Here is a 22,957-nt window from a genome sequence, read left to right as displayed (position 1 = left end):
CCACCGAGGAGGTCGAGTCGGAAGGGTTCGACCGCACCGACCTCCGGCTGCCGGGCCGGCAGGACGAGCTGGTCGCCCGGGTCGCCGCCGCCAACCCCTGCACCGTCGTGGTGGTCAACTCCGGCTCCCCGGTGGAGCTGCCGTGGCGCGACCAGGTCCCCGCGGTGCTGCTGAGCTGGTTCCCCGGCCAGGAGGCCGGGGCCGCGCTGGCGGACGTCCTGCTCGGCGCCCACGAACCGGGCGGCCGGCTCCCCACCACCTGGCCGGCCCACCTCGCCGACGCCCCGGTCTCCACCGTGACCCCCACCGACGGCACGCTCCCCTACGAGGAAGGGGTGTTCATCGGCTACCGCGCCTGGCAGCGCGCCACCACCGCCCCCGCGTACCCCTTCGGCCACGGCCTCGGCTACACCCGCTGGGAGTACGAGACGCTGGACACCACCCCCGACTCCGTCCGGGTCCGCCTGCGCAACGCCGGCGACCGCCCCGGACGCGAGGTCGTCCAGATCTACCTCGCGCCTGCCGGCGACGCCCCCGGCACGCCGGAGCGCCCGCCCCGCTGGCTGGCCGGCTTCGCCACCGTCGAGGCGGGACCTGGCGAGAGCGTGGAGACCGAGATCCCGCTGCCGGGGCGCGCCTTCGAGGTCTGGTCGGAACCGGACGGCGGTTGGTGCCGGATCCCGGGCACCTACACCGTCGAGGCGGCGCACAGCAGCGCCGACATCCGGCTGACCGCGCAGATCACTGCTGGCTGAGCACCGAGACGTCGCCGCCGCTGGACCGGGCGGATATTTTGTGCGCCGAGCCGGTGTCCGTCGCGACGGACACCGTGCGGCTCCCGCCGCTCGTCCCCGCGTCGACGGCGTAGCTGCCCTTCGGTACGCGGAGGGTGACGTTGCCGCCGCTGGTCCGGCCCGACACGTCGTCGGGCACCGTGCCCAGGGTCATCTCCACGTCCCCGCCACTGGTCTTGGCCTTCACCGTGCGGGCCTTGGTGTCCTCGACGATGACGTTCCCGCCGCTGGTGTCCGCGGTGATCCCGCCGGAGGCACCGCGGACGGTGATGTCCCCGCCGCTGGTGTGCAGATCGACCGAGGCGCTGCGCGGCAGGAGTACGCGGTACCCCACCTCGCAGTGGTGGCCCCACGAGCAGTCCTCGTCGGTCAGCGTGAGCCGGCCGTCCTTGACGGTGTGCGTGGTCTGCGGCTTGGCGTCGTTGTACTTGGCCTTCTCGGTCACCTTGATCGCACCGCCGGCGTCCACCGGCACGATCTCGATGTCCCCGCCGTGTGTCGTCACCGACAGCGAGCTGACCGTGCCGTCGACCCCGTACGTCCGCTGGGCGGTGGTGAGGGAGCCGCCCACCGCCAGGGAGCAGCCGGTCGTCAGCAGGGTCAGGGCCGCACAGGGCAGGACGAGATGGGTGGCGCGGAGACGAGCCATGGTGATTCCCCCGAGGCAGTGATGAAGTTGCTGAAGTTGCGGTACGAGCGGGCGGACCGGGTCGGATCCGCTCGATCCTCATCGTCCCGCGCCCCGCACCCCTCGGACGTCGCCGCACGGTATGACCTTCGCTGTCCCCACACGGTATGACCCGCACCGCCGTGCCCTTAAGGGTTCCCCTGACATCGCACGGGGGCGGGCCGCCTCACCTTGGGAAAGCCGTCTCACCCCGCGGAAGCCGCCTCACCTCGCTGAAGCAGCCTCACCCTTCAGGGGGTTTTCCTTGCGGGTGATCGTCCGGAACGCGAGGTCCGCCAACTGCTGCTGGCCGTGCAGCCCCGGATGGAACCAGTCCCAGGTGCTCAACTGCTGCCCGGTGAAGCGGTAGTCGAAGACCGACCGGTCGAAGCGGCACAGCGCGTCCTGTGCACAGACCTCCGCCAGCGCCTCGTTGTACGCCATCACCCGATCCCGGACCAGTGTCCGCCGGTCCTGCGCCGGCTTCGTCAAGTCGTCCGGGTCCCGCAGCATCGACCCGCAGATGCCCAGCTTCCACACCTGCTTGCCGAGCGGGTTCTTGCGCCCCTCGGACCACAGTCGCAGCAGGTCCGGCACGGCCGCGACGTACACCTGGGTGCGCGGCAGGGCACGCCGCAGGGTCTTCATGGACCGTGCGAAACCGGCGCGGAAGGCGGCGGCGGAGGTCATCGTCCGGACGTCGCTGCGGCAGGCGTCGTTGGCGCCGATCAGGACCGTGACCAACTGGGGCCTACGGGCCGCCGCCGTGGTGATCTGCTGCGGCAGGTCGCTCATCAGGGCGCCGGTCCGGGCGTAGTTCCAGCTGTGTGCGGCCGGGTCCTTCTTCAGCAGCCGCCGGGCCAGGCTGTTGACCTTGGGGTTGGTGCCGGTGGACCAGGAGACCTCAGGGCAGTCGGAGAGCACCGTGCAGGCGTCGAAGCCGACGGTGATGGAGTCGCCGAGGGCCGCGAGGGAGGTGGGGTCCGTCCGCCAGGCGGGCGCTGGTTTCGCGGTGGGTTTGACCGCGGCGCGGCCGTGCGGGGCGGAGCCGTCGCCGCAGGCCGTGAGCGTGGCCAGCAGTGCGGAAGCCGTCGCCGAGGCCAGGGCGGCGCGGGCGGTCAGACGGTGGCGCCGAGGGCGAGCGGAGCGATCGATCGTCGTCATCCCCTGTCCCCTCCGGCGTGCGAGTGATATCTCTTCGGGTACCGACGGTACGTCACTTCCGGTCCGGCACCGCGCGGTAGCTTGGCCCCGTGCCTGCCGGGCGGTGACCCGAAGTGGCATCTTCAGTCGGCACAGATAAATTACAACACGTCATTTCCTGTCCCTTTTGCGGCAAATTCCGCCTAGTGGTGTTTACTGTAGGTCACCTCGCATGCTGGTGCCGAAGTGATCACTGGGGCAGAATGTCGGCAGCTGTCCCGGCCGCGACCGGAACGGGCACGAGGCCGCTGGGGAAGGCGAACCTCGATCCGCACGGGAGGTCCCGGTGACGACACGTGGAGTCCTGTACGTCCACTCCGCTCCACGAGCGCTGTGCCCGCACGTCGAATGGGCGGTGGCGGGCGTCCTCGGGGTGCGCGTCAGCCTCGACTGGATCCGCCAGCCGGCGTCGCCCGGCACCTGGAGAGCCGAGTTCTCCTGGCAGGGCGAGGCCGGCACCGCCTCCAAGCTCGCCTCCGCACTTCGCGGCTGGCACCTGCTCCGCTTCGAGGTGACCGCCGAGCCCTGCTCCAGCGCGGAGGGCGAGCGCTACAGCTCCACCCCCGACCTCGGCATCTTCCACGCCGTCACCGGCATCCACGGTGACATCCTCATCCCCGAGGACCGGCTGCGTGCCGCCGTCGCGCGCTCCGCCCGCGGCGAGACCGAACTCGCCGCCGAGGTCGCCAAGCTGCTCGGCAAGCCCTGGGACGACGAGCTGGAGCCCTTCCGGTACGCCGGCGAGGGCGCCCCCGTCCGCTGGCTCCACCAGGTCGTCTGACGCCCCGTACGCGCCCGTACGGAGCCTTGTGCGGGTTCGTCCGGCGACACACGGCGCACGGTTGACCTAGAGTCCACTCCACGTCCTAGCGTGCCGCCATGGCCGACAACAAGACTTCTGACACCCTCTCGGTCGCCGTCCTCGGCACCGGGATCATGGGCGCGGCGATGACCCGCAACCTCGCCCGCGCCGGGCTGGACGTCCGCGCCTGGAACCGCACCCGCGCCAAGGCCGAGCCGCTGGCCGCCGACGGGGTCCGCGTCACCGACACCCCCGGCGAGGCGGTGGACGGCGCCGACGTGGTCCTCACCATGCTGCTCGACGGTCCCGCCGCCCTCGACGCCGTACGCCGGGCCGCCCCGCAGTTGGCACCCGGCACCCTCTGGCTCCAGATGAGCACCGTCGGGCCCGCGGCACTCGAACCGCTCGTCCGCTTCGCCGCCGAACAGGACCTTCGGTTCGTGGACGCCCCCGTACTCGGCACCAAGGCACCCGCCGAGAAGGGGCAGTTGATCGTCCTCGCCGCCGGCTCCCCCGAACTGCGCGCCCGCGCCGGGCGGGTCTTCGACATCGTCGGCGGCCGCACCCAGTGGGTCGGCGACGACGCCGCGAGCGGCGCCGCCAGTCGGCTCAAACTGGTCGTCAACAGCTGGGTGCTCACCATCATCGGCGGTACCGGTGAAACCCTGGCGCTCGCCAAGGGGCTGGACGTCGACCCGCGGGACTTCCTGGACGCGATCGCCGGCGGCTCGCTCGACATGACCTACCTGCGGATGAAGTCCGACCTGCTCCTGTCCGGCGAGCTCGCGCCGAGCTTCACGGTCTCCGCGGCGCGCAAGGACGCCCGGTTGATCGCCGAGGCCGCCGAGGCGTCCGGCGTCCGGCTGGACCTGGCGGCCGCGGCCGCGGAGCGCTTCCGCCGGGCCGAGGAACAGGGGCACGGCGGCGAGGACGGCGTCGCCGCGTACTTCGCCAGCTTCGACGGCTGACCGGCCGCCGGTGAACGTACGAGGGCCCGCCCGGTCGTCCTGACCGGGCGGGCCCTCGTACTGCGTGCGCCGACTGCTGCCTGGCGGTGCCTCAGGCCGTGCGGAAGGCGAGGACCACGTTGTGGCCGCCGAAGCCGAACGAGTCGTTCAGCGCCGCGATCCGGCCCTCGGCGGGCAGCGCCCGGGGCTCGCCGCGGACGATGTCCGCGTCGACCTCGGGGTCGAGGTTCTCCACGTTGATGGTCGGCGGGGCCGTCCGGTGGTACAGCGCCAGGATGGCGGCGACCGTCTCCACGCCGCCCGCGCCGCCCAGGAGGTGGCCGGTCATCGACTTGGTGGCGGAGACCGCCATGTGGTCCACGTCGTCGCCGAAGACCTTGCGCAGCGCCTTCAGCTCCGCCAGGTCGCCCTGCGGGGTCGAGGTGGCGTGCGCGTTGACGTGCACGATCTCGGACGCGGCGAGGTCGCTGTTGTCGAGGAGGTTCTGCAGCGCGTGGGCGATGCCGTTGCCGGACGGTTCCGGCTGCACGATGTCGTGGCTGTCGGCGGAGATGCCCTGGCCGACCGCCTCCGCGTAGACCCGGGCGCCGCGCTTGGCGGCGTGCTCGGCCGACTCCAGGACGATCACGCCGGCGCCCTCACCGAGGACGAAGCCGTTGCGGTCGGAGTCGAAGGGGCGGGAGGCACCCTGCGGGTCGTCGTTGTTCTTCGACATCGCCATCATGTTGCCGAACGCGGCGATCGGCAGCGGGTGGATGGCCGCCTCCGTACCGCCCGCGACGACGATGTCGGCACGGCCCGTACGGATCATCTCGATGGCATAGCCGATGGCCTCCGAGCCGGAGGCGCAGGCGCTCACCGGGGTGTGCACACCGGCGCGGGCGTTGACGTCCAGACCGACGTTGGCCGACGGTCCGTTGGGCATCAGCATCGGGACCGTGTGCGGGGAGACCCGGCGGACGCCCTTCTCCCGAAGGACGTCGTACTGGCCCAGGAGCGTGGTCACGCCGCCGATACCGGAGGCGATGACGGTGCCCAGCCGGTCGGGGTTGACCGAGCCAGCCGGCCCGGCGGCTGCGTCCGACTCGCCGGCCTTGGCCGTGAAGCCGGCGTCCGCCCACGCCTCACGGGCCGCGATCAGCGCGAACTGCGCCGAACGGTCCAGCTTGCGGGCCTGGGCCCGAGGCAGCGTCTCGGTCGGGTCCACCGCCGCCTGCGCGGCGATGCGGACCGGAAGCTCGGCTGCCCATTCCTGCTCCAGGGGGCTGACGCCGGACCGGCCGGCGAGGAGACCCTCCCAGGTCGAAGCGCTGTCGCCACCCAGCGGTGTGGTTGCGCCGATACCGGTGACGACCACGGTGCGATTGGTCGCGTTCACGGGAATTCTTACTCCACGGGTAGAGGTGTCTGAATCGACGGCGCCACCGCGGGGTGGCGACATGCGCTGCGCCAGATCAGGACTGGTGCTTGAGGATGTAGTCGGTCGCGTCGCCGACGGTCTTGAGGTTCTTGACGTCGTCGTCCGGGATCTTCACGTCGAAGCGCTCTTCGGCGGCGACGACGACCTCGACCATGGACAGCGAGTCGACGTCCAGGTCATCGGTGAAGGACTTGTCCACCTTGACGTCCTCGGTGGGGATGCCGGCGATCTCGTTGACGATCTCGGCGAGACCCTTGACGATCTCTTCCTGAGTGGCGGCCATGATGGCGCTCCTTCGAATAGCGGGAAACTGCTTGTTTTACGGTGAAGCGGTGAAGGTCCCGCAGCGGCCGGCACCTCGTGCTCGGTGCCGGGCTGCGCAGATCTTGCCTAGGGGAGAGTAACGACCGTCGCGGCGTACACGAGACCCGCCCCGAAGCCGATGACCAGCGCGGTGTCCCCGCTCTTGGCCTGTCCGGTCGCCAGCAGCCGCTCCATGGCGAGCGGAATCGAGGCGGCCGAGGTGTTGCCGGTGGTCTCCACGTCACGGGCGACCGTGACGCTCTCCGGCAGCTTCAGAGTCTTCACCATCGAGTCGATGATCCGCATGTTGGCCTGGTGCGGAATGAAGACGTCCAGGTCGTCCGGGCTGACTCCGGCCTCGTCCAGCGCCTGCTGCGCGACCTTCGCCATCTCGAACACCGCCCACCGGAAGACCGCTTGGCCCTCCTGGGTGATGGCGGGGTAACGGATCGCCTCGAACGCGGGACGCTCCTCCGGGCCGTCGCCGCCGGGCGTCGGGGTGGTGCGGTACACGTCCCAGGAGAGGGTCTGCTTGATGGTGTCGGACTTGTCACCCTCCGAGCCCCACACGGTCGGGCCGATCGCCGGCTCCTTGGCCGGGCCCACGATGACCGCGCCGGCGCCGTCGCCGAACAGGAAGGCCGTCGCGCGGTCCTCAAGGTCCGTCAGGTCCGAGAGCCGCTCGACGCCGATCACCAGGACGTACTCCGCGGAGCCCTCGGTGACCATCCCCTTGGCCAGGGTCAGCCCGTAGCCGAAGCCGGCGCAGCCCGCGGAGATGTCGAACGCGGCCGGCTTGCCCGCGCCGACGAGGTGCGCGATCTCGGTCGCGATGGCCGGGGTCTGCTTGAAGTGCGAGACGGTGGAGACGACCACCGCGCCGATCTGCTCGGGCGTGATGCCGGCGTCCGCGATGGCCTTGCCGGACGCCTCGACCGCCATGGTCGCGACGGTCTCGTCGGGCCCCGCCCAGTGGCGCGTGGAGATCCCCGACCGCGAACGGATCCACTCGTCGGACGAGTCGATGTGCTTGAGGATCTCCTCGTTGGGCACGACACGGGTCGGGCGGTAGCCGCCGACACCCATGATCCGCGCGTACGGGGCGCCCTTGGAAGGCTTGATCTTCGAGGTCATGCGCTACGGACTCCTATTCGGCCGATGCTGCGGCGTCTGCTGCGGTGGCGATCAGCTCACGGGCCGCGTCGAGATCGTCGGGCGTCTTCAGGGCGAGCGTCTTCACCCCGGGCAGGGCGCGCTTGGCCAGGCCGGTGAGGGTGCCGCCGGGAGCGGCCTCGATGAACGCGGTGACCCCGAGCTCCTTGAAGGTCTCCATGCACCGGTCCCAGCGGACCGGGTTGGCCACCTGGCCGACCAGCCGCCGCACCACGTCCTGGCCGGAAACGACCACCTTGCCATCCCTGTTGGAGACGTACCGGGTGCCCGGGTCGGCCGGCGACAACTCGGTGACCGCGGCCTCCAGGGCCGAGACGGCGGGTGCCATGTGGTGAGTATGGAACGCGCCGGCCACCTTCAGCGGCACGACCCGACGGGTGCCCTCCGGCTTGTCCTCCACCAACGCGGCGATCTGCTCGGCGGTGCCGGCGGCGACGATCTGCCCGGCGCCGTTCACGTTCGCCGGGGTCAGACCCAGCTTCTCCAGATGGGGCAGGACGACGTCCTCGTCGCCTCCCAGCAGCGCGGCCATACCGGTCTCGGTGACCGCGGCGGCCTCGGCCATCGCCAACCCGCGGCGGCGCACCAGGGTCATCGCCTCGGCCTCCGACAGGGTGCCGGCCAGGGCCGCGGCGGCGAGCTCACCGACGCTGTGGCCGGCCGTCGCACCGACCCGCGCGATGAGGTCGTCGGAGCTCGGGAAGAGCTGCCGCGCGGAGATCAGGGAGGCCGCCACCAGCAGCGGCTGGGCCACCGCGGTGTCGCGGATCTCGTCTTCGGTGGCCTTGGTGCCGTAGTGGACGAGGTCCAAGTCGATGGCCGCGGACCATTCGCGGAGCCGGTCCTCGACTCCGGGGAGGTCGAGCCAGGGGATCAAGAAGCCGGGCGTCTGAGCGCCTTGGCCGGGAGCGACGAGTACGAGCACCCTCACACTCTCTCTTGCGGGAGGTCCCGCCCGCCCGTGGGGACAGGGACGAAGAACCATCGGGGGAATTGTTGGTGTTCGACAAAAGTCTAGGGTTGCGCCTCACCGTCAGCGAGACGCCCCAGGATCAGCGCGATACGCAGCGTAAATGCGGAGCGCACATCGGACGGCGACCAGCCGGTGACGTCTGTCACACGTCGCAGCCGATAGCGCACGGTGTTGGGGTGGACGAACAGCATCCGGGCGGCGCCCTCCAGACTGCTCGCCTGTTCCAGATAGACGCTCAGCGTTTCCAGGAGCGCCGACCCGGCCTCCTCCAGCGGTCTGTAGATCTCCTCCACCAACTGGTCCCGCGCGACCGGGTCCGAGGCCATCGCGCGCTCCGGCAGCAGATCGTCCGCGAGCACCGGTCGGGGGGCGTCCGGCCAGGCCGCGCAGGCCCGCAGTCCGGCGGCCGCGGCCTGCGCGGAACGGGTCGCGGCGAGCAGGTCGGCGACCACCGGGCCGGCCACCACGGGACCGGCGGCGAACGGCCCGATCAGCGCCTTGGCGGCCTTGAGCGGATTGTCCGAACCGCCCGTGATCACCACCAGCCGGGTGCCCAGCACGCCGGTCAGCACCTGGAGCTTGGCGTGCCGGGCGGCCCGCCGGATCGCCTCGACGGTCAGCTCGCTGTCGCCGTCCGGTGCGGTGCCCAGCACCACGCACACGTGCTCCGGTGCGTTCCAGCCGAGGGCCGCGGCCCGGGAGACCGCGCCCTCGTCCGCCTCCCCGGAGAGCACCGCATTGACCACCAGGGACTCCAGGCGGGCGTCCCACGCTCCGCGCGCCTCGGCGGCCTGCGCGTAGACCTGGGCGGTGGCGAAGGCGATCTCCCGGGCGTAGACCAGCAGCGCCTCGCGCAGCACGGACTCGTCGCCCGGTGCCGCGACCTCGTCGATCGCGCTCTCCATGACCTCGATCGTGGTGCGGACCATTTCGACGGTCTGCCGCAGGGTGATCGCCCGGGTCAGTTCGCGCGGCGCCGTCCCGAAGACGTCGGTGCTGATCGCCTGCGGCGTCTCGGGATGGCGGAACCACTCGGTGAACGCGGCGATACCGGCCTGTGCCACCAGGCCGATCCAGGAACGGTTCTCCGGGGGCATCGCGCGGTACCACGGCAGCGTGGCGTCCATGCGGGAGATCGCAGCGGCCGCCAGTTTGCCGGAGGAGTTCTCCAGCCGCCGGAGGGTCGCGGAGTGCGGGTGCGCGTCGCGCGATGCGGGTTCAGACACGGGACCAAGCCTGCCCTATCGGGATGAGGGGGTGGAGCGGCGGGGCTACGGTGGCCCGATGATTCAGGTGCGCAGAGGTGCGGAACGCTATCGGGGCGGCGACGAGAACGCCGGCATCGAGTCGCTGCACGCGTTCTCCTTCGGCCCCCACTACGACCCGGACAACCTGCGCTTCGGCGCGCTGGTCGCCTGCAACGAGGAGCGCCTGGCGGCCGACGCCGGGTTCGACGAGCACCCGCACCGGGACACCGAGATCGTCACCTGGGTCGTCGAGGGCGAGCTGACCCACCGCGATTCGACGGGTCATGCCACGACCGTACGCCCCGGCGACCTCCAGCGGCTCAGCTCCGCGGGCGGGGTCCGGCACGTCGAGCGCAACGACGGCCCGGCCCCCCTTCGCTTCGTCCAGATGTGGCTGACGCCCCTCGCTCCCGGTGGTGAGCCGGAGTACGAGGTGGTGCGGGAGATCGCCGACGGCACGCCCTACCCGCTGCCGCGGACCGGTGCCACGCTGCGGGTGTGCCGCCTCGGGGCGGACGGGCGCACCGCCGTCCCCGGTGCCGCGCGGGTCTACGTCCACGTCGTACGGGGCGAGGTGCGGCTCGGGGCCGAGCACCTGGCGGCCGGGGACGCGGCGCGGATCAGCGACGCGGAGGGGCTGGAGCTGGTGGCGCCGGCGGGGGCGGAGTGCCTGGTGTGGGAGATGGGGACGGAGCCGGTGTACGGGTGAGACCGCGGGCCGGCTCCGGGGGCGGACGGCCTCAGCCGTTGCCGGCCAGCTCGGCCAGGACGGCGTCGGTCAGGGCCGGCCACGCCTCCACGGCCCACGGGCCGAAGGCCCGGTCGGTCAGCGCGACACAGGCAGCCCCGGCCGCCGGATCCACCCACAGGAACGTCCCGGACTGCCCGAAGTGCCCGAAGGTGCGCGGCGAGGACCCGGCGCCCGTCCAGTGCGGGGCCTTCCCGTCGCGGATCTCGAAGCCCAGACCCCAGTCGTTGGGCTTCTGGTGGCCGTAGCCCGGCAGCACCCCGGTCAGTCCCGGGAAGACCACCCGCGTCGCCGCCGCGAGGGTCTCCGGCGCCAGCAGGCGCGGCGCCTGGAGCTCGGCCGCGAAGCGGACCAGGTCCGCGACGGTGGAGACGCCGTCCTTGGCCGGGGAGCCGGCCAGCTCGGTCGAGGTCATGCCCAGCGGGGCCAGCACCGCCTCGTGCAGGTACTGCGGGAACGGGATGTCGGTGGCCTTGGCGAGGTGGTCGCCGAGCGCCTCGAAGCCGGCGTTGGAGTAGATCCGGCGGGTGCCCGGGGCGGCGACCTGGCGCGCCTCGTCGAACGCCAGCCCCGAGGTGTGGGCGAGCAGATGACGGACCGTGGAACCCTCCGGACCGGCCGGCTCGTCCAGCTCGACGGCGCCCTCCTCGACGGCGAGCAGCGCGGCGTAGGCGGCCAGCGGCTTGGTGACGGAGGCCAGCGGGAAGCGGTGCTCCAGCGGACCGTACGATCCGACCACCGAGCCGTCGGCCCGTACGACGGCGGCCGCGGCGGTGGGCACCGGCCAGTTCTCGATCATCCCCAGGCTCTGCATGCTCCCGAGCCTACGGGGTGCCCCCATGCCTTCAAATTCCGGTCAAGACTGCTCACGGCCGGTGCTTGCTTGGAGTGCACTCCAACTCTTTAGCGTTGGGAAGGTCGTAAGGCGCCCGGCGGAACGTCCGGCGGCGCGACGGCATCCGGGGCGGTGCGCACCGGGAACGAGCAGGGGGAAGACGCGGCATGACGGTGACCCAGAGCGAACCGATGACCAGTAGCGGAGTCGTGGCCGGTCTGCCGGAGACGGTGTGCCCCAGGCAGCCGCCGGCGACGGTCCGGGGCTGCGGGACCACCGGCAGCGGCCATCCGCGGCCGGCCGGCCGCGACCGGTACACCATCAGCGAGGTGGCGCAGCACACCGGTCTGAGCGCCCACACCCTGCGCTGGTACGAGCGGATCGGCCTGATGCCGCACGTGGACCGGACGCACACCGGGCAGCGCCGCTTCACCAACCGCGACCTGGACTGGCTGGACCTGGTCGCCAAGCTCCGGCTGACCGGTATGCCGGTCGCCGACATGGTCCGGTACGCGGAGCTGGTGCGGGAGGGCGAGAGCACCTTCGCCGAGCGCGAACAGCTGCTCACCAAGCACCGCGAGGACGTGCGGCAGCGGATCGCCGAACTGGAGAGCACGGCGGACGTCCTCGACTACAAGATCGGTATCTACGCCGACGCCCGGCGGGCGTCCGGGAGGGTCTGAAGTTCTCATGGCGAACGACACGAAGATCGGCACCGTCCAGTTGGGCACCGACGGCCCGCAGGTCGGTGTGCAGGGCCTCGGCTGCATGGGCATGAGCTGGGCCTACGGCCCCACCGAGGACGCCGGCGAGGCGCGGGCCACCCTGGAGCGCGCGCTGGAGCTGGGCATCACGCTCTACGACACCGCCGACGTCTACGGTGACGGCGAGAACGAGAAGTTCATCGCCCCCTTCGTCCGCGCACACCGCGACGAGGTCGTCCTGGCCACCAAGTTCGCGCTGGGCAGCGACCCGAAGGACCCCTACAAGCGCACCATCCGCAACGACCGGCCGTACCTCCGCCAGGCCGTCGAGGGCAGCCTGAAGCGCCTCGGCGTCGAGCAGATCGACCTCTACTACATGCACCGCCGCGACGTGACCGTCCCCATCGAGGAGACGGTCGGCGCGATGGCCGAGCTGATCGCCGAGGGCAAGGTGAAGTACCTGGGCCTGAGCGAGGTGACCGCCTCCGAACTGCGCGCCGCGCAGGCCGTGCACCCGATCGCCGCGGTCCAGTCCGAGTGGTCGCTCTTCAGCCGCGACATCGAGGCGGGCGTGGTGGCGGCCGCCGCCGACCTCGGCGTGGCCCTCGTCCCCTATTCGCCGCTCGGCCGCGGCTTCCTCACCGGTTCCTTCGTCCACGCCGACAAGGAGCTGGCCGCCGACGACTTCCGGCGCCAGCAGCCCCGCTTCACCGGCGACAACGCGGCCGCCAACGCCGCCCTGTTGGAGCCGGTCCGCACGGTCGCCGACGCGCACGGCGCCACGCTCGGCCAGATCGCGCTGGCCTGGGTGCAGCAGCAGGCCGCCACCCGCGGACTGGCGGTCGTCCCGATCCCCGGCACCCGCAAGCGCAGCCGGGTCGAGGAGAACGCCGGCGCGACCCGGATCGAGCTGAGCGCGCAGGAGCTGGCCCTGCTGGAGCCGATCGCGGCCAAGGTGGCGGGCGACCGCTACGCCGACATGCGGTTCACCTCGGCCGGGCGGGAGTAGCCCCGGCCGGCGGAGCGCACCGGGGCGGGGCGCCGCGGCGGGCCGCAGCCGGCTCGCCACGACGCCCCGCGCCGGCCGGGCCCGCCCGGTGGTGCACGGCTGACTCCGACCCTGAACCACCGGGCGGGCCCTACGCGTTCCCCTACGCGTTCCCCTACGCGTACCCCAGCGCGAACGCCGCGAAGGCCGCCGCCAGCACCGCCGCGACCGTCCGCGGGGCCCGGCCGGCCCCCGTCCACGGTGCCTCGAAGCGGCGGGTCACCGAGCTGATGAGGACGAGCAGGACGGCGAAGACCGGCATCCACGCCAGCCGCGCCGCGATCCAACCGAGCGCGTCCGGCACGGTGGTCAGGCCCGGTACGGCGCCCGCGAACGACGCCGGCACGGCCGCCGCGAACATCGCCGTCTGGTGCCAGCACAGGATCGTCATCGCCGACAGGTTGATCACGACCACCGGCGCCCACAGGGCGGGCCGCCGCAGCAGCCGGGCCAGCTTGTCCCGGAGCAGCACCGCCGCCCCGGACTGGGCCGCCGCCAGCGCCAGGACCAGCAGCGACGGGGGGTGGGAATTGACCCGGTCCTGACCGGGGACGCCCACCATGCTCGCCGGGTAGTGGAAGAACAGCAGCAGCGCGGCGAACAGCGCGGCGCCGCCCCACAGGAGGCCCCAGGCGGTGTACCGGCCCAGCCGCCGCTCGCCCCAACAGACGCCGAGTTGGTAGGCGAACAGCCAACCGGGCAGCAGATTGAGCAGGCTCAGCCAGGACGGTACGGCCGCGGCGAACGGCCCGTAGCGCAGGAAGTCCACGGCGGCGACCGAGACCAGCAGCGGCACCGCACTCCAGACGCCCAGCTTCCGCGCGGCCGCGGCGCAGTACGGCGTGAGCGCGGTGACCACGGCGTAGATGCCGACGAACCACAGCGGCTGGATGACCAGCGTCGCCCCCGTGCGCAGCGTCGCGGTGGACACCCCCAGGGCGTGCAGCAGCGGGATCAGGGTGGCCCAGACGGCGGTCACGCCCAGCACCGGGCGGCCCAGGCGGGCGAGCCGGCCGCCCAGCCACCGTGTGCTGGAGCCGCCCCTTGCGGTGGCCCGCCGCAGGGACCGCACCGAGGCATGGCCGCCGACCAGGAAGAAGATGCCGAGCATCTGGAGCAGCCAGCTCGCCGGAGCGAGGAAGCCGAGCGCGGTCAGCGGGCTGGCGTTGTGCAGTGTGCCGTCGGCGTCCCGGGCGAAGCCGCCCAGCAGCCAGTGCCCGGTGAGGACGGTGAGCAGAGCGAGCGCCCGGAGGCCGTCGATGGCCCGGTCGCGGTGGGCCGGGGTGCGGGCGTCGAGGGCACGGACGGCAGTGCGGGCCCGGGAGCGCAGGAGGACGACGGGGTTCCCGGGGGGCGTCCCGACGTTCGGCTCGGTGGTCATCTGGCGTCCTTCCAGAGCGGGGTGGGAGCAGGGGCCCTACGGGCCCGGTGGCCGGATCCGGCCCTAGCGGACGTCGCCGTAGCGCCCCAGTGCGATCGCGGCGAAGTTGCGGAGGGAGTCGCTGCCCGGAGCGAGGTAGCCGGTGTGGCCCTCGGCCCGCTCGGCGGGGACCCGGCGGGCGCCGAACGCCGGATCGGTGGGGTCCGCACCGTGCCCCAGGCCCAGCAGTTCGACGTTCGGGACGTCGCCGATCCAGTCGGAGGCGTCCCGCGCCGCCCAGACCCGGGCCGTGGTGTGCAGCTCCGCCGCGTTGTCCCGGCGCATCCCGGGGGAGCCGAAGACCACCAGGTCGGCGAGCTGGCCACGGCCGGTGTGCGGGACGGCCAACCCGCAGACCACCGATCCGTAGCTGTGGCACAGCACGGTCGGGGCGGGGGCGCCGGTGGCGGCCAGACCGGACAGGAGGCGGGTCAGCCGGGGTGCGCCGGCCTCGGCGAGCCGGCCGGTCGCGGCGTCCGGGCCGAGGCCGACCGGGGTGGTGTACCCGACCCAGGCGATCACCGCGGTCCGCACGCCGGGTGCCTCGGCGGCCATCTGCCGGCGCAGCGACGTGGCCATCCCGGTCGGCGTGCCGTACGGGTCGGTGGTGCGGTCGAACGTGGCCAGGTCGATGTCGGAGCCCGGCACGATCACCGCGACGCGCCGGGCGGTCGCCAAGTCGCCGTGGACTTCGGCCACTTGGCCGCGGCCGCGCGGGTCGAAGGCGAGGATCCGGCGGCCGGGCGCGAGCAGCGCGGTGCAGCGCTCGGCCGCCCGCTTGGCCTGTTGGCGGTCCTGGAGGGTGCCGGCCGGGTCGGTGGCGCGGGCCGACTCGCGGTCCCGTTCCGCGCGCAGGGCGCGGGCGTTGGCCTCGTACCGCAGGGCGACCGGCGCCCCGTCGAGGTTGCCGACGGTGAGCGGGTGCCGGGCGGCGAGCGCCAGTTGCTGGGTATCGGTCAGCCCGGCGAAGAACCGGGCGACCTCGGCGGGGGAGGCGCTCGCCGGATCGGGCAGTCGGACCCCGAGCGTGTGGTCGGCGCGCCAGGCGGCGGCGCCGGGGGCCGGGCCGGTGACGGCGGTCTGCGTGGAACCGGCTGCCCAGCCACCGGTCCCCGCGACGACGGTCAGCGCGAGGACGGCGGCGGCGAGCGTCCGCTTGCTGCGCCGGGCGGCGCTCCGCAGCACGGTCATGGTGGTCTCTCCCTCTTCCAGCGGTGTGGCGGAGGGAAAGATAGGAAGTCGGTGGGTGACGCGGCGTCACACCGCGGAGCCAACTCCCGGGTGATACCGGGGTAGGGGGTCCCGACCGGCGCTCGTACCCCGGGAGGAGAAGCCGGGGGCTGCCCTCACGGGGAAGGTGGGGCTACCCCCAAGGGCGGGTGGGGACAACCCGAAACGGCGGTATCAGCGCTCGCCGGGCGAGACCAGTCCCGACTCGTACGCGAAGATCACGGCCTGGGCGCGGTCACGGAGCTCCAACTTGGCCAGCACCCGGCCGATGTGGGTCTTCACGGTCTGCTCGGCGAGGATCAGCCGCTCGGCGATCTCCTGGTTGGACAGGCCGCGGGCGATCAGCTCCAGGACCTCCGTCTCGCGCGGGGTGAGGCCGTTGAGCCGGAGAGCGGTGCGGTCGGTGCGGGGCGCCGGCCGCTGGCGGGCGAAGTCGGCGATCAGCCGGCGGGTCACCGACGGCGCGAGCAGCGCTTCCCCGGCCGCCACCACGCGGACCGCGGAGATCAGGTCGGCCGGGGGCGCGTCCTTGAGCAGAAAGCCGGACGCGCCCGCGCGCAGCGCCTCGTAGACGTAGTCGTCGACGTCGAAGGTGGTCAGCATCAGCACCTTCGGGCGGTGGGTGACCCCGGCCGGCGGATCGAGCAACCGACGGGCCGCCTCCAGCCCGTCCATCTCCGGCATCCGGACGTCCATCAGCACCACGTCGGGGTGCATCCGTCGGCTCAGCTCCACGCCCTGCACGCCGTCCGCCGCGTCGCCCACCACGTCGATGTCGCTCTGCGCGGCGAGCAGCGCGGCGAACCCCGCCCGCACCATGGCCTGGTCGTCGACGATGATCACGCGGGTCGTCATGGGGCGTCGGGGTCCTTCGCTGAGTGGGGGCCGGGCGGGGAGAGCGGTGCGGAGAGCGGGAGTTGGGCGGCGACCCGGAAGCCACCGTCGGGCAGCGGCCCGGTGTCCAGCGTGCCATCCACCAGGCGCACCCGCTCCCGCATCCCCACCAGGCCGTGCCCGGTGCCGCTGGTCTCCAACGGCGCGGACACCGGCGGGGCGGGCGCTTCGTTGACCACCAGCACCGTCAGCCGCGAGCCGTCTCCGGTCGTCGTCACCGACACCCGGGTCGGTGCGCCCGGAGCATGCCGCACCACATTGGCCAGCGCTTCCTGGACGATGCGGTACCCCGACAGGTCCACCGCCGGTTCGAGCGCCACCGGCTCCTCGGGCAGCACCAACTCGACCGGCACACCGGCCCGTACGGTCGCCTCGACCAGCTTCGGCAGCTGGCCGATCCCCGGCTGCGGGGCCTTCTCCGGGCCGCCCTGCCGCTCGGTCTCCTCGCTGCGCAGCACCCCGAGCAGCCGGCGCATCTCGGCCAGCGACTCGCGGGCGCTCGCCGCGATCGCCCCGAACTCCTCCTGGGCCTGCTGGGGTATCCCGCTGATGCGGTACGGCGCACTGTCCGCCTGGACCGTGATCACCGACATGTGGTGGGCGACGACGTCGTGCAGCTCACGGGCGATGCGGGTGCGCTCCTCCAGCAGGGTGCGCCGGGCCCGCTCCGCCTCGCTGATGGTCTCCTGTTCCTGCAACTTCCGCTGGGCGTCGCCCCGTTCCCGCAGGGCGGCGCCGAGCAGCAGCACCACACCGGCGAGCACGAACATCAGCACCCAGGTGCTCACGCTGCCCTGGGGTGCGACCGCCTCGCCGAGGATCCCCGCCACTCCGGTGGTGAACCAGACCGCGATCAGCGTTCTCCGGCGCTCGCGCACCGACAGCGCCATCATCAGCGCGAGATAGCCGACGATCACCGTGGGCGGCCACGGCCAGGGGCGGCCTACGACGCCGTCGGCGCCGATCAGCACCGCGGCGCAGACGACGTCCGCCGCGAACATCACCCACCACGCCTGGAGCGGCCGGGTCACCGCGAGCAGCAGCGGCACGCTCTGCGCGGTGGCCAGCGCACCGGCCAGGCCGCCGGCCATGCCGTAGTCGTTGTGGAGGACGTTGACTCCGGTCGGCAGCAGCGACACCGCGAAGGCGAACGCCACCACGTACGGCAGCCGGCGCACCCAACGGCTCCGGACACTGTCGAACAGCGGGATGCCGGGTCGGGTCGGGGTGCCGAGCTCGGTGGCGAGCACCCGCAGCGCCGGCCGCGCGGCCCGCAGCACCCGGCGGGCGATGCGCAGCGCGGTGGCGCGGGTCGGCCGGCGCCCGTCGTCGCCGGCCGGCTCGTCTTCGGGGGTAAGAGATCGTTTGGACATCGCGGGATCAATGTAAGCGGACCGCACGCACCCCGGCGTCATACCGTGGTGCGGGCTTCCGCCCCGTACCACGGTATGACGCCGGCACCGGTGGGGCGGGGCCGGCGGCGACACGAGACCGGTCGCGGCCGGCGCTCCGGCGGGCCGGCGCTCCAGTGCTCCGGCGGGCCGGCGCTCCGGTGCTCCGGCACTCCGGTGCTACAACTCCGCCAGCAACTCCGCCTTCTTCATGCTGAATTCGTCGTCCGTCAGCAGCCCCGCCCCGTGCAGCTCGCCGAGGTGCCGGATCCGGTCCGCGATGTCGGCGGGGTCCCGGCCGGTGCTCCCGACGCGCCGCACCGGCGCCCGCTCCAGCCCGTCCGGTGCAGACTCGGCGGCCCGCACGGCCTGGAGGACGGCGGCCGCGAACGGCAGGGACTCATGGACCGGGCCGTACCCGAGCCCGAAGACCACCGCGGCCGGGTCCTGGTCCGCCTCGCCCGACCGCGTCTCGGGGGCGTCGCGCGCCAGCAGCCGCAGATAGCCGTTGAAGACCTCCGGTGAGCGCCACTCGACACCGGTCAGCTCGCCGATCGCGAAGGTCTGGTCGCCGCTCTTCCACTTCGCCGACGACGCGCCCGTCCAGAACCAGCGGAAGGCCACCGACCGGCCGTCGAAGGACGCCTTGCCGTCGTACGCCTTGAAGTGCAGCGGGGGTTCCGGCGCGGCCACCAGGTGCCGGTCGGCGGGTTCCTGGGCGGCGGGGCCCAGCGCGGTGCGCAGCTCGTCGGCGTAGTAGGAGGCCAGCGTCTCGCGCTCGGCCGGCAGCACCAGCCGGTACGGGTCGGCGTCCTCCTTGAGCTGTCCGCTCGCCGCCTCCATCAGGGGGTCGGCGCCCTGCCGCGGCACGGCGTGCAGCACCACCGTGCCGCGCCTGCCTGTGGAGACCTCGACGGATCTCAGCGCCTCGTACGGAATGCGTCGCTCGCCGAGTGCCTGGAACAGCCTCGGCCTGCGGATCCCCCGTTCGAAGCGGATGAGTACGGAGTCCGAGTCGAACTCCCAGACGGCGTGAAAACCGGCCAGCACATCACCCATGTGGCTCATCGTATGCGGGTGGTTGCCCGCCCGTCCCCCTTCCGGACACCTGCGCTACGCGTGTCACGGGAACCCGGTCGCCCGGTGCTCGCCCTTGCCCTGTTCACGTCACTCGATGTGGTCGCGGTTCCCGCGGGTACGGCCCGTCCCCGGGCGCCGGGCCGTACCCGCGGCCGCGGGCAGTGCGGGACGGCCGTCAGGCCAGGTCCACGCTGCAGTGGGGGTCGCTGGCGGCGCAGTCCACCGACCCGAGGTCGCCCACCCCGACCAGTGCGAAGTTGCGCAGGCTCTGGGTGCCGGGCGCGAAGTAGCCGGCGTGACCGGCCGCGCCCTCGGCCGACAGGACCCGGGCCCCGAAGGACGGATCGACCGGGTCGGCGCCGTGGCCGAGCCCGCCGACCTCCAGGTACGGCACGTCCTGGATCCAGTCGTCGGCGTCCCGCATCGCCCAGACCCGGGCGTGCGTGTCCAGGCCCGACAGGTTCCCGGCGCGCATGCCGGGGCTGCCGGCCACCGCGATGTCGGTGACGTCGTCGGGCAGGTCCCGGGCCGCGAGTCCGCACACCACGGACCCGTAGCTGTGGCAGAACAGCGAGACGGAGTCGGTGGACGGCAGCGCTTCCACCAGGGCGCGCAGCCGGACCGCGCCGGCCTCGGCGAGCTGCCCGGTGGCGGCCTCGACACCCAGTCCGGACGGCGTGGTGTAGTCGGCCCAGGCGATCACCGCAGTACGGGCCCTGGGGCTGGCCGCCCGCTCGGCGGCGTACAGGGACTCCGCCATGCCCACAGGGGCGGCGGTCGCCTTGGCGGTGCGCTCGAAGGTCGACAGGTTGGTGTCCACGCCGGGCACCACGACGGAGACCCGGTCGGCGGTGGCGAGGTCGCCGAAGACCTCCGCGGCCCGACCGTCGCCCGCCGGGTCGAACGCCAGGATCTGGCGGTCGGGGCTCATCAGCGATTCCATGCGGTGCATCAGCCGGCTCGCCTCCTGGCGGCCGACGGGGGTGAGCCGGTGGTCGCCCATGCGCCGTTTCTCGACCTTGCGGGCGGCGTCGATCGCCATCCGGTTGGCGTGGTAGCGGAGGGCGACGGGGGCGCCGCCCATGTTGCCGACGACGAGCGGATAGCGGTCCGCGAGCTGCTGGCCCTCGGTCCGGCCGAGGGAGGCGAAGAAGGCGCGCAGGGTGGCCGGGGAGCCGTCCGGGGCGGGCAGCGGCCGTCCGTGGAAGGTGGCGTGCCGCCAGGCGGCTCTCGCCGTGGCCAGCGGGTTGGCGTCCTCCTTGGTGTTTCTGATGGCCGTCCAACCTGTCAGGGCGAGCATCACGAACACCACCAGCAGGGCGAGCGCGGCACGCCACACGGTGGACTGGAGGAAACCGGAGGAGGGGCCGAGGCCCGGGAAAGAAGTCACCGCGGGCCACCCTAGGAGACGCGGCAGGGTGCACGCCGACCACCGTGGGGCATCTCACGTTTCAGGCAGGGTATTTGTGTCAAATCGGACACATCGCAATGACGTCCGACGCTCAGCCGTGCACGCCCTGTCTCGTTCGGAAAGGGGTCGGTCACGCACCGGACGAGGTCCGTTACGCCTGGTCGTAGGCGTGCTCAGGCCAATGCGACGAGCCCCGGTCGGCCCGCCAGTCGGTCTCGATCGCCGGCCCGATGTGGTCCAGATAGGAACGGGTCACCTCGCGAATCCCCGCCACGCTGCAGTCGTGCCCCTCGCCCCACACCTTCCCGGCCACCCGCATCACCCCGCTGAACGCCGCGACCAGCACCCGCGGCCGGGGGTCGGCGTCCACGTCCAGCCCCTCGCGCCGGGCGATCAACTGCGCTATCTGCTCCTCCAGTTCGGCGGAGCGCCGCAGGTGGGCGGCGATCAGCGCCGGAGTCGACTCGATCATCCGGAACGCGCGCATGTGCAGGTCCACCGGGACCACCGACGCGATGGCGCCGCCGATGTCGTCCCAGGCGGTCATCACGGCGCTGCGCAGGGCGATCAGCGGCGGCTCGTCCGCCGGGCGGGCGCGCAACTCCTCCAGGAACTGGGCCTCGACCATGTCCTGGACGGCGAAGACCACTTCCTGCTTGTTGGCGAAGTACCGGAAGAAGGTGCGCTGGGAGACGTCCACCGCCTCGGCGATCTCGTCGATCGTCGTCGCCTCGTAGCCCTGCTCCGTGAAGAGGTCCAGGGCCGCACGGATCAGGGCGTCCCGGGTGCGTTGCTTCTTGCGCTCGCGCAGTCCGCCGGTGGGGACTGTCTGCGGCGTCGGGTCCGTCATCCTGCGCCGCCTTTCCGAGGTGTTCTCGCTGCTCAGAATACCTGTGAGCTAAATGACAGTTACCGACTCATGAATTGTTTTGTCAACTGTCAGTAGCTGACATTAGCCTCGAAACATGAGCTCTCAGACCCCGGTCGCCCACCTCGCGCCGGAACTTCCCGTACCGGAGCCTCGCAAGGGGCTGCGGGGCCATCCCTGGTTGACTCTCTTCTCCGTCGCCATCGGCGTGATGATGGTGGCGCTCGACGGCACGATCGTCGCCATCGCCAACCCGGCCATCAAGGACGATCTGAACGCGTCGCTCGCCGACGTGCAGTGGATCACCAACGGCTACATGCTCGCCCTGGCCGTCTCGCTGATCACGGCAGGCAAGCTCGGCGACCGCTTCGGCCACCGCCAGACCTTCCTCATCGGCATCCTCGGCTTCGCCGCCGCCTCCGCCGCCATCGGCTTCTCCGGCCAGGTCACGCTGGTCATCGTCTTCCGCGTGCTCCAGGGGCTGTTCGGCGCACTGCTGATGCCCGCCGCGCTGGGCCTGCTGCGCGCCACCTTCCCGGCCGAGAAGCTGAACATGGCCCTGGGCATCTGGGGCATGGTCATCGGCGCCTCCACCGCCGGCGGCCCGATAGTCGGCGGACTGCTGGTCGAGCACGTCAGCTGGCAGTCCGTGTTCTTCATCAACGTCCCGGTCGGCGTGCTGGCCCTCGTCCTCGGCCTGGTGATCCTCAAGGACCACCGCGCGGAGAACGCCCCCCGCTCCTTCGACATCCCCGGCATCGTGCTGCTGTCCGGCGCGATGTTCTGCCTCATCTGGCCGCTGATCAAGGCGACGGAGTGGGGCTGGGGCTCCATGACGACCTGGGGCTTCCTGATCGGCGCGGTCGTCCTCTTCGCGCTCTTCGCCGTCCTGGAGACCAGGGTCCGCGAGCCGCTGATCCCGCTGCGGATGTTCCGTTCCGTGCCGCTGACCGCGGGCACGATCCTGATGGTGCTGATGGCCTTCGCCTTCATGGGCGGCCTGTTCTTCGTGACGTTCTACCTCCAGAACGTCCACGGCATGAGCCCCGTCGACAGCGGACTGCACCTCCTCCCGCTGACCGGCATGATGATCGTCGGCTCACCGCTCGCGGGCGCGCTGATCACCAGGTTCGGTCCGCGCATCCCGCTGGTCGGCGGCATGGTCATCACCGCCGTCGCGATGTACGGCATGTCCAGGCTGGACGCCGGCACCACCACCGGCCCGATGTCCGTCTGGTTCGCACTGCTCGGCCTGGGCCTCGCGCCCGTCATGGTCGGCGCCACCGAGGTCATCGTCGGCAACGCCCCGCTGGAGCTCTCCGGTGTCGCCGGCGGTCTCCAGCAGGCCGCGATGCAGGTCGGCGGCAGCCTCGGCACCGCCGTGCTCGGCGCGGTGATGGCCTCCCGCGTCGACCACGACCTCCCGGGCAACTGGCAGGGGGCCGGCCTCCCGCCACTGTCGCCCGACAAGCAGTCCCTGGTGTCCGACGCCGTCTCGGCGGGCATCGCGCCGGTGCCGAAGGGCACCCCGAAGCCGTTCGCCGACAAGATCGTCGCGGTCGCCCACGACACCTTCGTCTCCGGCATGGGTCTGGCCTTCTCCGTCGCCTGCGGCGTGGCGGTCCTCGCCGCCGTCGTCGCGCTCTTCACCAAGCGCGGCGCGAACGCCGCGGCGGGCGCCGGCGTCGGCCACATCTGACCGCCACCGCCCCGGAGTTCCGCGGCGTCACCCGGTCCGTCCCAGCGGCGCGCGGCCGGCCGAACCACCCCCTCGGCCG

The 22,957-nt window shown here is 72.5% G+C and carries 22 protein-coding genes; 7 read left to right on the top strand and 15 right to left on the bottom strand.

All coding sequences use genetic code 11. The features are described 5' to 3' along the window. Positions 1–755: glycoside hydrolase family 3 C-terminal domain-containing protein (locus ACFVT2_RS41520; RefSeq protein ID WP_390027163.1), on the top strand; the 755-nt coding region annotated here is incomplete at its 5' end. Here the strand turns inward: ACFVT2_RS41520 and ACFVT2_RS41515 are convergent. Then, complete coding sequence (locus ACFVT2_RS41515) at positions 742–1,443, bottom strand: DUF4097 family beta strand repeat-containing protein (RefSeq protein ID WP_390027160.1); 702 nt, start codon at positions 1,441–1,443, stop codon at positions 742–744. The two genes, ACFVT2_RS41520 and ACFVT2_RS41515, sit on opposite strands and share 14 nt — an antisense overlap. Before the next feature lie 243 nt (positions 1,444–1,686). Further along, positions 1,687–2,625: an SGNH/GDSL hydrolase family protein gene (locus tag ACFVT2_RS41510; RefSeq protein WP_390027157.1), complete on the bottom strand. Its 939-nt coding sequence runs from the start codon at positions 2,623–2,625 to the stop codon at positions 1,687–1,689. Between the two features lie 325 nt (positions 2,626–2,950). On the opposite strand from ACFVT2_RS41510, the gene ACFVT2_RS41505 reads away from it, so the two are divergent. Then, positions 2,951–3,445, top strand: a complete 495-nt coding sequence (locus tag ACFVT2_RS41505) for a DUF3145 domain-containing protein (protein ID WP_390027154.1) — start codon at positions 2,951–2,953, stop codon at positions 3,443–3,445. 98 nt (positions 3,446–3,543) lie between these two features. Continuing rightward, complete coding sequence (locus ACFVT2_RS41500) at positions 3,544–4,434, top strand: NAD(P)-dependent oxidoreductase (protein WP_390027151.1); 891 nt, start codon at positions 3,544–3,546, stop codon at positions 4,432–4,434. A 91-nt stretch (positions 4,435–4,525) separates the two neighbouring features. Here the strand turns inward: ACFVT2_RS41500 and ACFVT2_RS41495 are convergent, their stop codons facing one another. The 5 genes from ACFVT2_RS41495 to ACFVT2_RS41475 all read right to left on the bottom strand — a co-directional run bounded on the left by ACFVT2_RS41495 (position 4,526) and on the right by ACFVT2_RS41475 (position 9,529). Next, positions 4,526–5,812: a beta-ketoacyl-[acyl-carrier-protein] synthase family protein gene (locus ACFVT2_RS41495; protein ID WP_390027148.1), complete on the bottom strand. Its 1,287-nt coding sequence runs from the start codon at positions 5,810–5,812 to the stop codon at positions 4,526–4,528. Positions 5,813–5,888: 76 nt separating this feature from the next. Next, a complete protein-coding gene (locus ACFVT2_RS41490) occupies positions 5,889–6,137 on the bottom strand; it encodes an acyl carrier protein (RefSeq protein ID WP_100601360.1) in 249 nt (82 codons plus the stop codon). Between the two features lie 107 nt (positions 6,138–6,244). Next, positions 6,245–7,291, bottom strand: a complete 1,047-nt coding sequence (locus ACFVT2_RS41485; protein WP_390027146.1) for a ketoacyl-ACP synthase III — start codon at positions 7,289–7,291, stop codon at positions 6,245–6,247. A 13-nt stretch (positions 7,292–7,304) separates the two neighbouring features. Beyond that, positions 7,305–8,255 (bottom strand): ACP S-malonyltransferase, encoded by a 951-nt coding sequence (locus ACFVT2_RS41480; RefSeq protein WP_390027143.1) that lies wholly within the window; start codon positions 8,253–8,255, stop codon positions 7,305–7,307. Between the two features lie 89 nt (positions 8,256–8,344). Then, positions 8,345–9,529, bottom strand: coding sequence for a PucR family transcriptional regulator (locus ACFVT2_RS41475; protein ID WP_390027141.1), 1,185 nt, complete (start codon positions 9,527–9,529; stop codon positions 8,345–8,347). Between the two features lie 58 nt (positions 9,530–9,587). On the opposite strand from ACFVT2_RS41475, the gene ACFVT2_RS41470 reads away from it, so the two are divergent. Next, positions 9,588–10,259, top strand: coding sequence for a pirin family protein (locus ACFVT2_RS41470; RefSeq protein WP_390027139.1), 672 nt, complete (start codon positions 9,588–9,590; stop codon positions 10,257–10,259). Between the two features lie 31 nt (positions 10,260–10,290). Here ACFVT2_RS41470 and ACFVT2_RS41465 read toward each other — a convergent pair whose 3' ends face one another. Beyond that, positions 10,291–11,112, bottom strand: a complete 822-nt coding sequence (locus ACFVT2_RS41465) for a serine hydrolase domain-containing protein (protein WP_390027136.1) — start codon at positions 11,110–11,112, stop codon at positions 10,291–10,293. Positions 11,113–11,300: 188 nt separating this feature from the next. Here ACFVT2_RS41465 and ACFVT2_RS41460 point away from each other — a divergent pair, with 188 nt between their 5' ends. Both ACFVT2_RS41460 and ACFVT2_RS41455 read left to right on the top strand, forming a co-directional pair. After that, positions 11,301–11,816, top strand: a complete 516-nt coding sequence (locus tag ACFVT2_RS41460; protein ID WP_390027133.1) for a MerR family transcriptional regulator — start codon at positions 11,301–11,303, stop codon at positions 11,814–11,816. 7 nt (positions 11,817–11,823) lie between these two features. After that, a complete protein-coding gene (locus ACFVT2_RS41455) occupies positions 11,824–12,846 on the top strand; it encodes an aldo/keto reductase (protein WP_390027130.1) in 1,023 nt (340 codons plus the stop codon). Positions 12,847–13,000: 154 nt separating this feature from the next. Here the strand turns inward: ACFVT2_RS41455 and ACFVT2_RS41450 are convergent, their stop codons facing one another. The 7 genes from ACFVT2_RS41450 to ACFVT2_RS41420 all read right to left on the bottom strand — a co-directional run bounded on the left by ACFVT2_RS41450 (position 13,001) and on the right by ACFVT2_RS41420 (position 21,161). Continuing rightward, entirely contained in the window at positions 13,001–14,266 is a 1,266-nt protein-coding gene (locus ACFVT2_RS41450; protein WP_390027127.1) for an acyltransferase, read from the bottom strand. Between the two features lie 63 nt (positions 14,267–14,329). After that, the gene (locus ACFVT2_RS41445) at positions 14,330–15,496 is read right to left on the bottom strand and encodes an alpha/beta hydrolase (RefSeq protein ID WP_390027124.1); all 1,167 of its coding nucleotides are present in this window, start codon (positions 15,494–15,496) and stop codon (positions 14,330–14,332) included. 213 nt (positions 15,497–15,709) lie between these two features. After that, positions 15,710–16,390, bottom strand: a complete 681-nt coding sequence (locus ACFVT2_RS41440; protein WP_390027121.1) for a response regulator — start codon at positions 16,388–16,390, stop codon at positions 15,710–15,712. After that, positions 16,387–17,802, bottom strand: a complete 1,416-nt coding sequence (locus ACFVT2_RS41435) for a sensor histidine kinase (protein ID WP_390027118.1) — start codon at positions 17,800–17,802, stop codon at positions 16,387–16,389. The genes ACFVT2_RS41440 and ACFVT2_RS41435 overlap by 4 nt, the downstream gene beginning before the upstream one ends. Before the next feature lie 198 nt (positions 17,803–18,000). Beyond that, positions 18,001–18,879, bottom strand: a complete 879-nt coding sequence (locus tag ACFVT2_RS41430; RefSeq protein ID WP_390027115.1) for a DUF4429 domain-containing protein — start codon at positions 18,877–18,879, stop codon at positions 18,001–18,003. Between the two features lie 196 nt (positions 18,880–19,075). Beyond that, complete coding sequence (locus ACFVT2_RS41425; protein WP_390027112.1) at positions 19,076–20,290, bottom strand: alpha/beta hydrolase; 1,215 nt, start codon at positions 20,288–20,290, stop codon at positions 19,076–19,078. Positions 20,291–20,462: 172 nt separating this feature from the next. Continuing rightward, the gene (locus ACFVT2_RS41420) at positions 20,463–21,161 is read right to left on the bottom strand and encodes a TetR family transcriptional regulator (RefSeq protein WP_390027110.1); all 699 of its coding nucleotides are present in this window, start codon (positions 21,159–21,161) and stop codon (positions 20,463–20,465) included. 115 nt (positions 21,162–21,276) lie between these two features. Between ACFVT2_RS41420 and ACFVT2_RS41415 the strand changes: the two genes are divergently transcribed. Next, complete coding sequence (locus ACFVT2_RS41415; protein WP_390027107.1) at positions 21,277–22,878, top strand: MFS transporter; 1,602 nt, start codon at positions 21,277–21,279, stop codon at positions 22,876–22,878. Positions 22,879–22,957 lie beyond the last annotated feature (79 nt).

The organism is Streptomyces sp. NPDC058000 (assembly GCF_042886435.1).
Classification (GTDB): Bacteria; Actinomycetota; Actinomycetes; order Streptomycetales; family Streptomycetaceae; genus Streptomyces.
This window is presented reverse-complemented; position numbering and strand designations above follow the sequence as displayed.

Excerpts from the sequence above, each read along its gene's own strand:
- ACFVT2_RS41515 (WP_390027160.1), bottom strand. The coding sequence starts at position 1,443 with ATGGCTCGTCTCCGCGCCACCCATCTCGTCCTGCCCTGTGCGGCCCTG.
- ACFVT2_RS41510 (WP_390027157.1), bottom strand. The coding sequence starts at position 2,625 with ATGACGACGATCGATCGCTCCGCTCGCCCTCGGCGCCACCGTCTGACC.
- ACFVT2_RS41500 (WP_390027151.1), top strand. The coding sequence starts at position 3,544 with ATGGCCGACAACAAGACTTCTGACACCCTCTCGGTCGCCGTCCTCGGC.
- ACFVT2_RS41490 (WP_100601360.1), bottom strand. The coding sequence starts at position 6,137 with ATGGCCGCCACTCAGGAAGAGATCGTCAAGGGTCTCGCCGAGATCGTC.
- ACFVT2_RS41485 (WP_390027146.1), bottom strand. The coding sequence starts at position 7,291 with ATGACCTCGAAGATCAAGCCTTCCAAGGGCGCCCCGTACGCGCGGATC.
- ACFVT2_RS41470 (WP_390027139.1), top strand. The coding sequence starts at position 9,588 with ATGATTCAGGTGCGCAGAGGTGCGGAACGCTATCGGGGCGGCGACGAG.
- ACFVT2_RS41465 (WP_390027136.1), bottom strand. The coding sequence starts at position 11,112 with ATGCAGAGCCTGGGGATGATCGAGAACTGGCCGGTGCCCACCGCCGCG.
- ACFVT2_RS41460 (WP_390027133.1), top strand. The coding sequence starts at position 11,301 with ATGACGGTGACCCAGAGCGAACCGATGACCAGTAGCGGAGTCGTGGCC.
- ACFVT2_RS41455 (WP_390027130.1), top strand. The coding sequence starts at position 11,824 with ATGGCGAACGACACGAAGATCGGCACCGTCCAGTTGGGCACCGACGGC.
- ACFVT2_RS41450 (WP_390027127.1), bottom strand. The coding sequence starts at position 14,266 with ATGACCACCGAGCCGAACGTCGGGACGCCCCCCGGGAACCCCGTCGTC.
- ACFVT2_RS41445 (WP_390027124.1), bottom strand. The coding sequence starts at position 15,496 with ATGACCGTGCTGCGGAGCGCCGCCCGGCGCAGCAAGCGGACGCTCGCC.
- ACFVT2_RS41440 (WP_390027121.1), bottom strand. The coding sequence starts at position 16,390 with ATGACGACCCGCGTGATCATCGTCGACGACCAGGCCATGGTGCGGGCG.
- ACFVT2_RS41435 (WP_390027118.1), bottom strand. The coding sequence starts at position 17,802 with ATGTCCAAACGATCTCTTACCCCCGAAGACGAGCCGGCCGGCGACGAC.
- ACFVT2_RS41430 (WP_390027115.1), bottom strand. The coding sequence starts at position 18,879 with ATGGGTGATGTGCTGGCCGGTTTTCACGCCGTCTGGGAGTTCGACTCG.
- ACFVT2_RS41420 (WP_390027110.1), bottom strand. The coding sequence starts at position 21,161 with ATGACGGACCCGACGCCGCAGACAGTCCCCACCGGCGGACTGCGCGAG.
- ACFVT2_RS41415 (WP_390027107.1), top strand. The coding sequence starts at position 21,277 with ATGAGCTCTCAGACCCCGGTCGCCCACCTCGCGCCGGAACTTCCCGTA.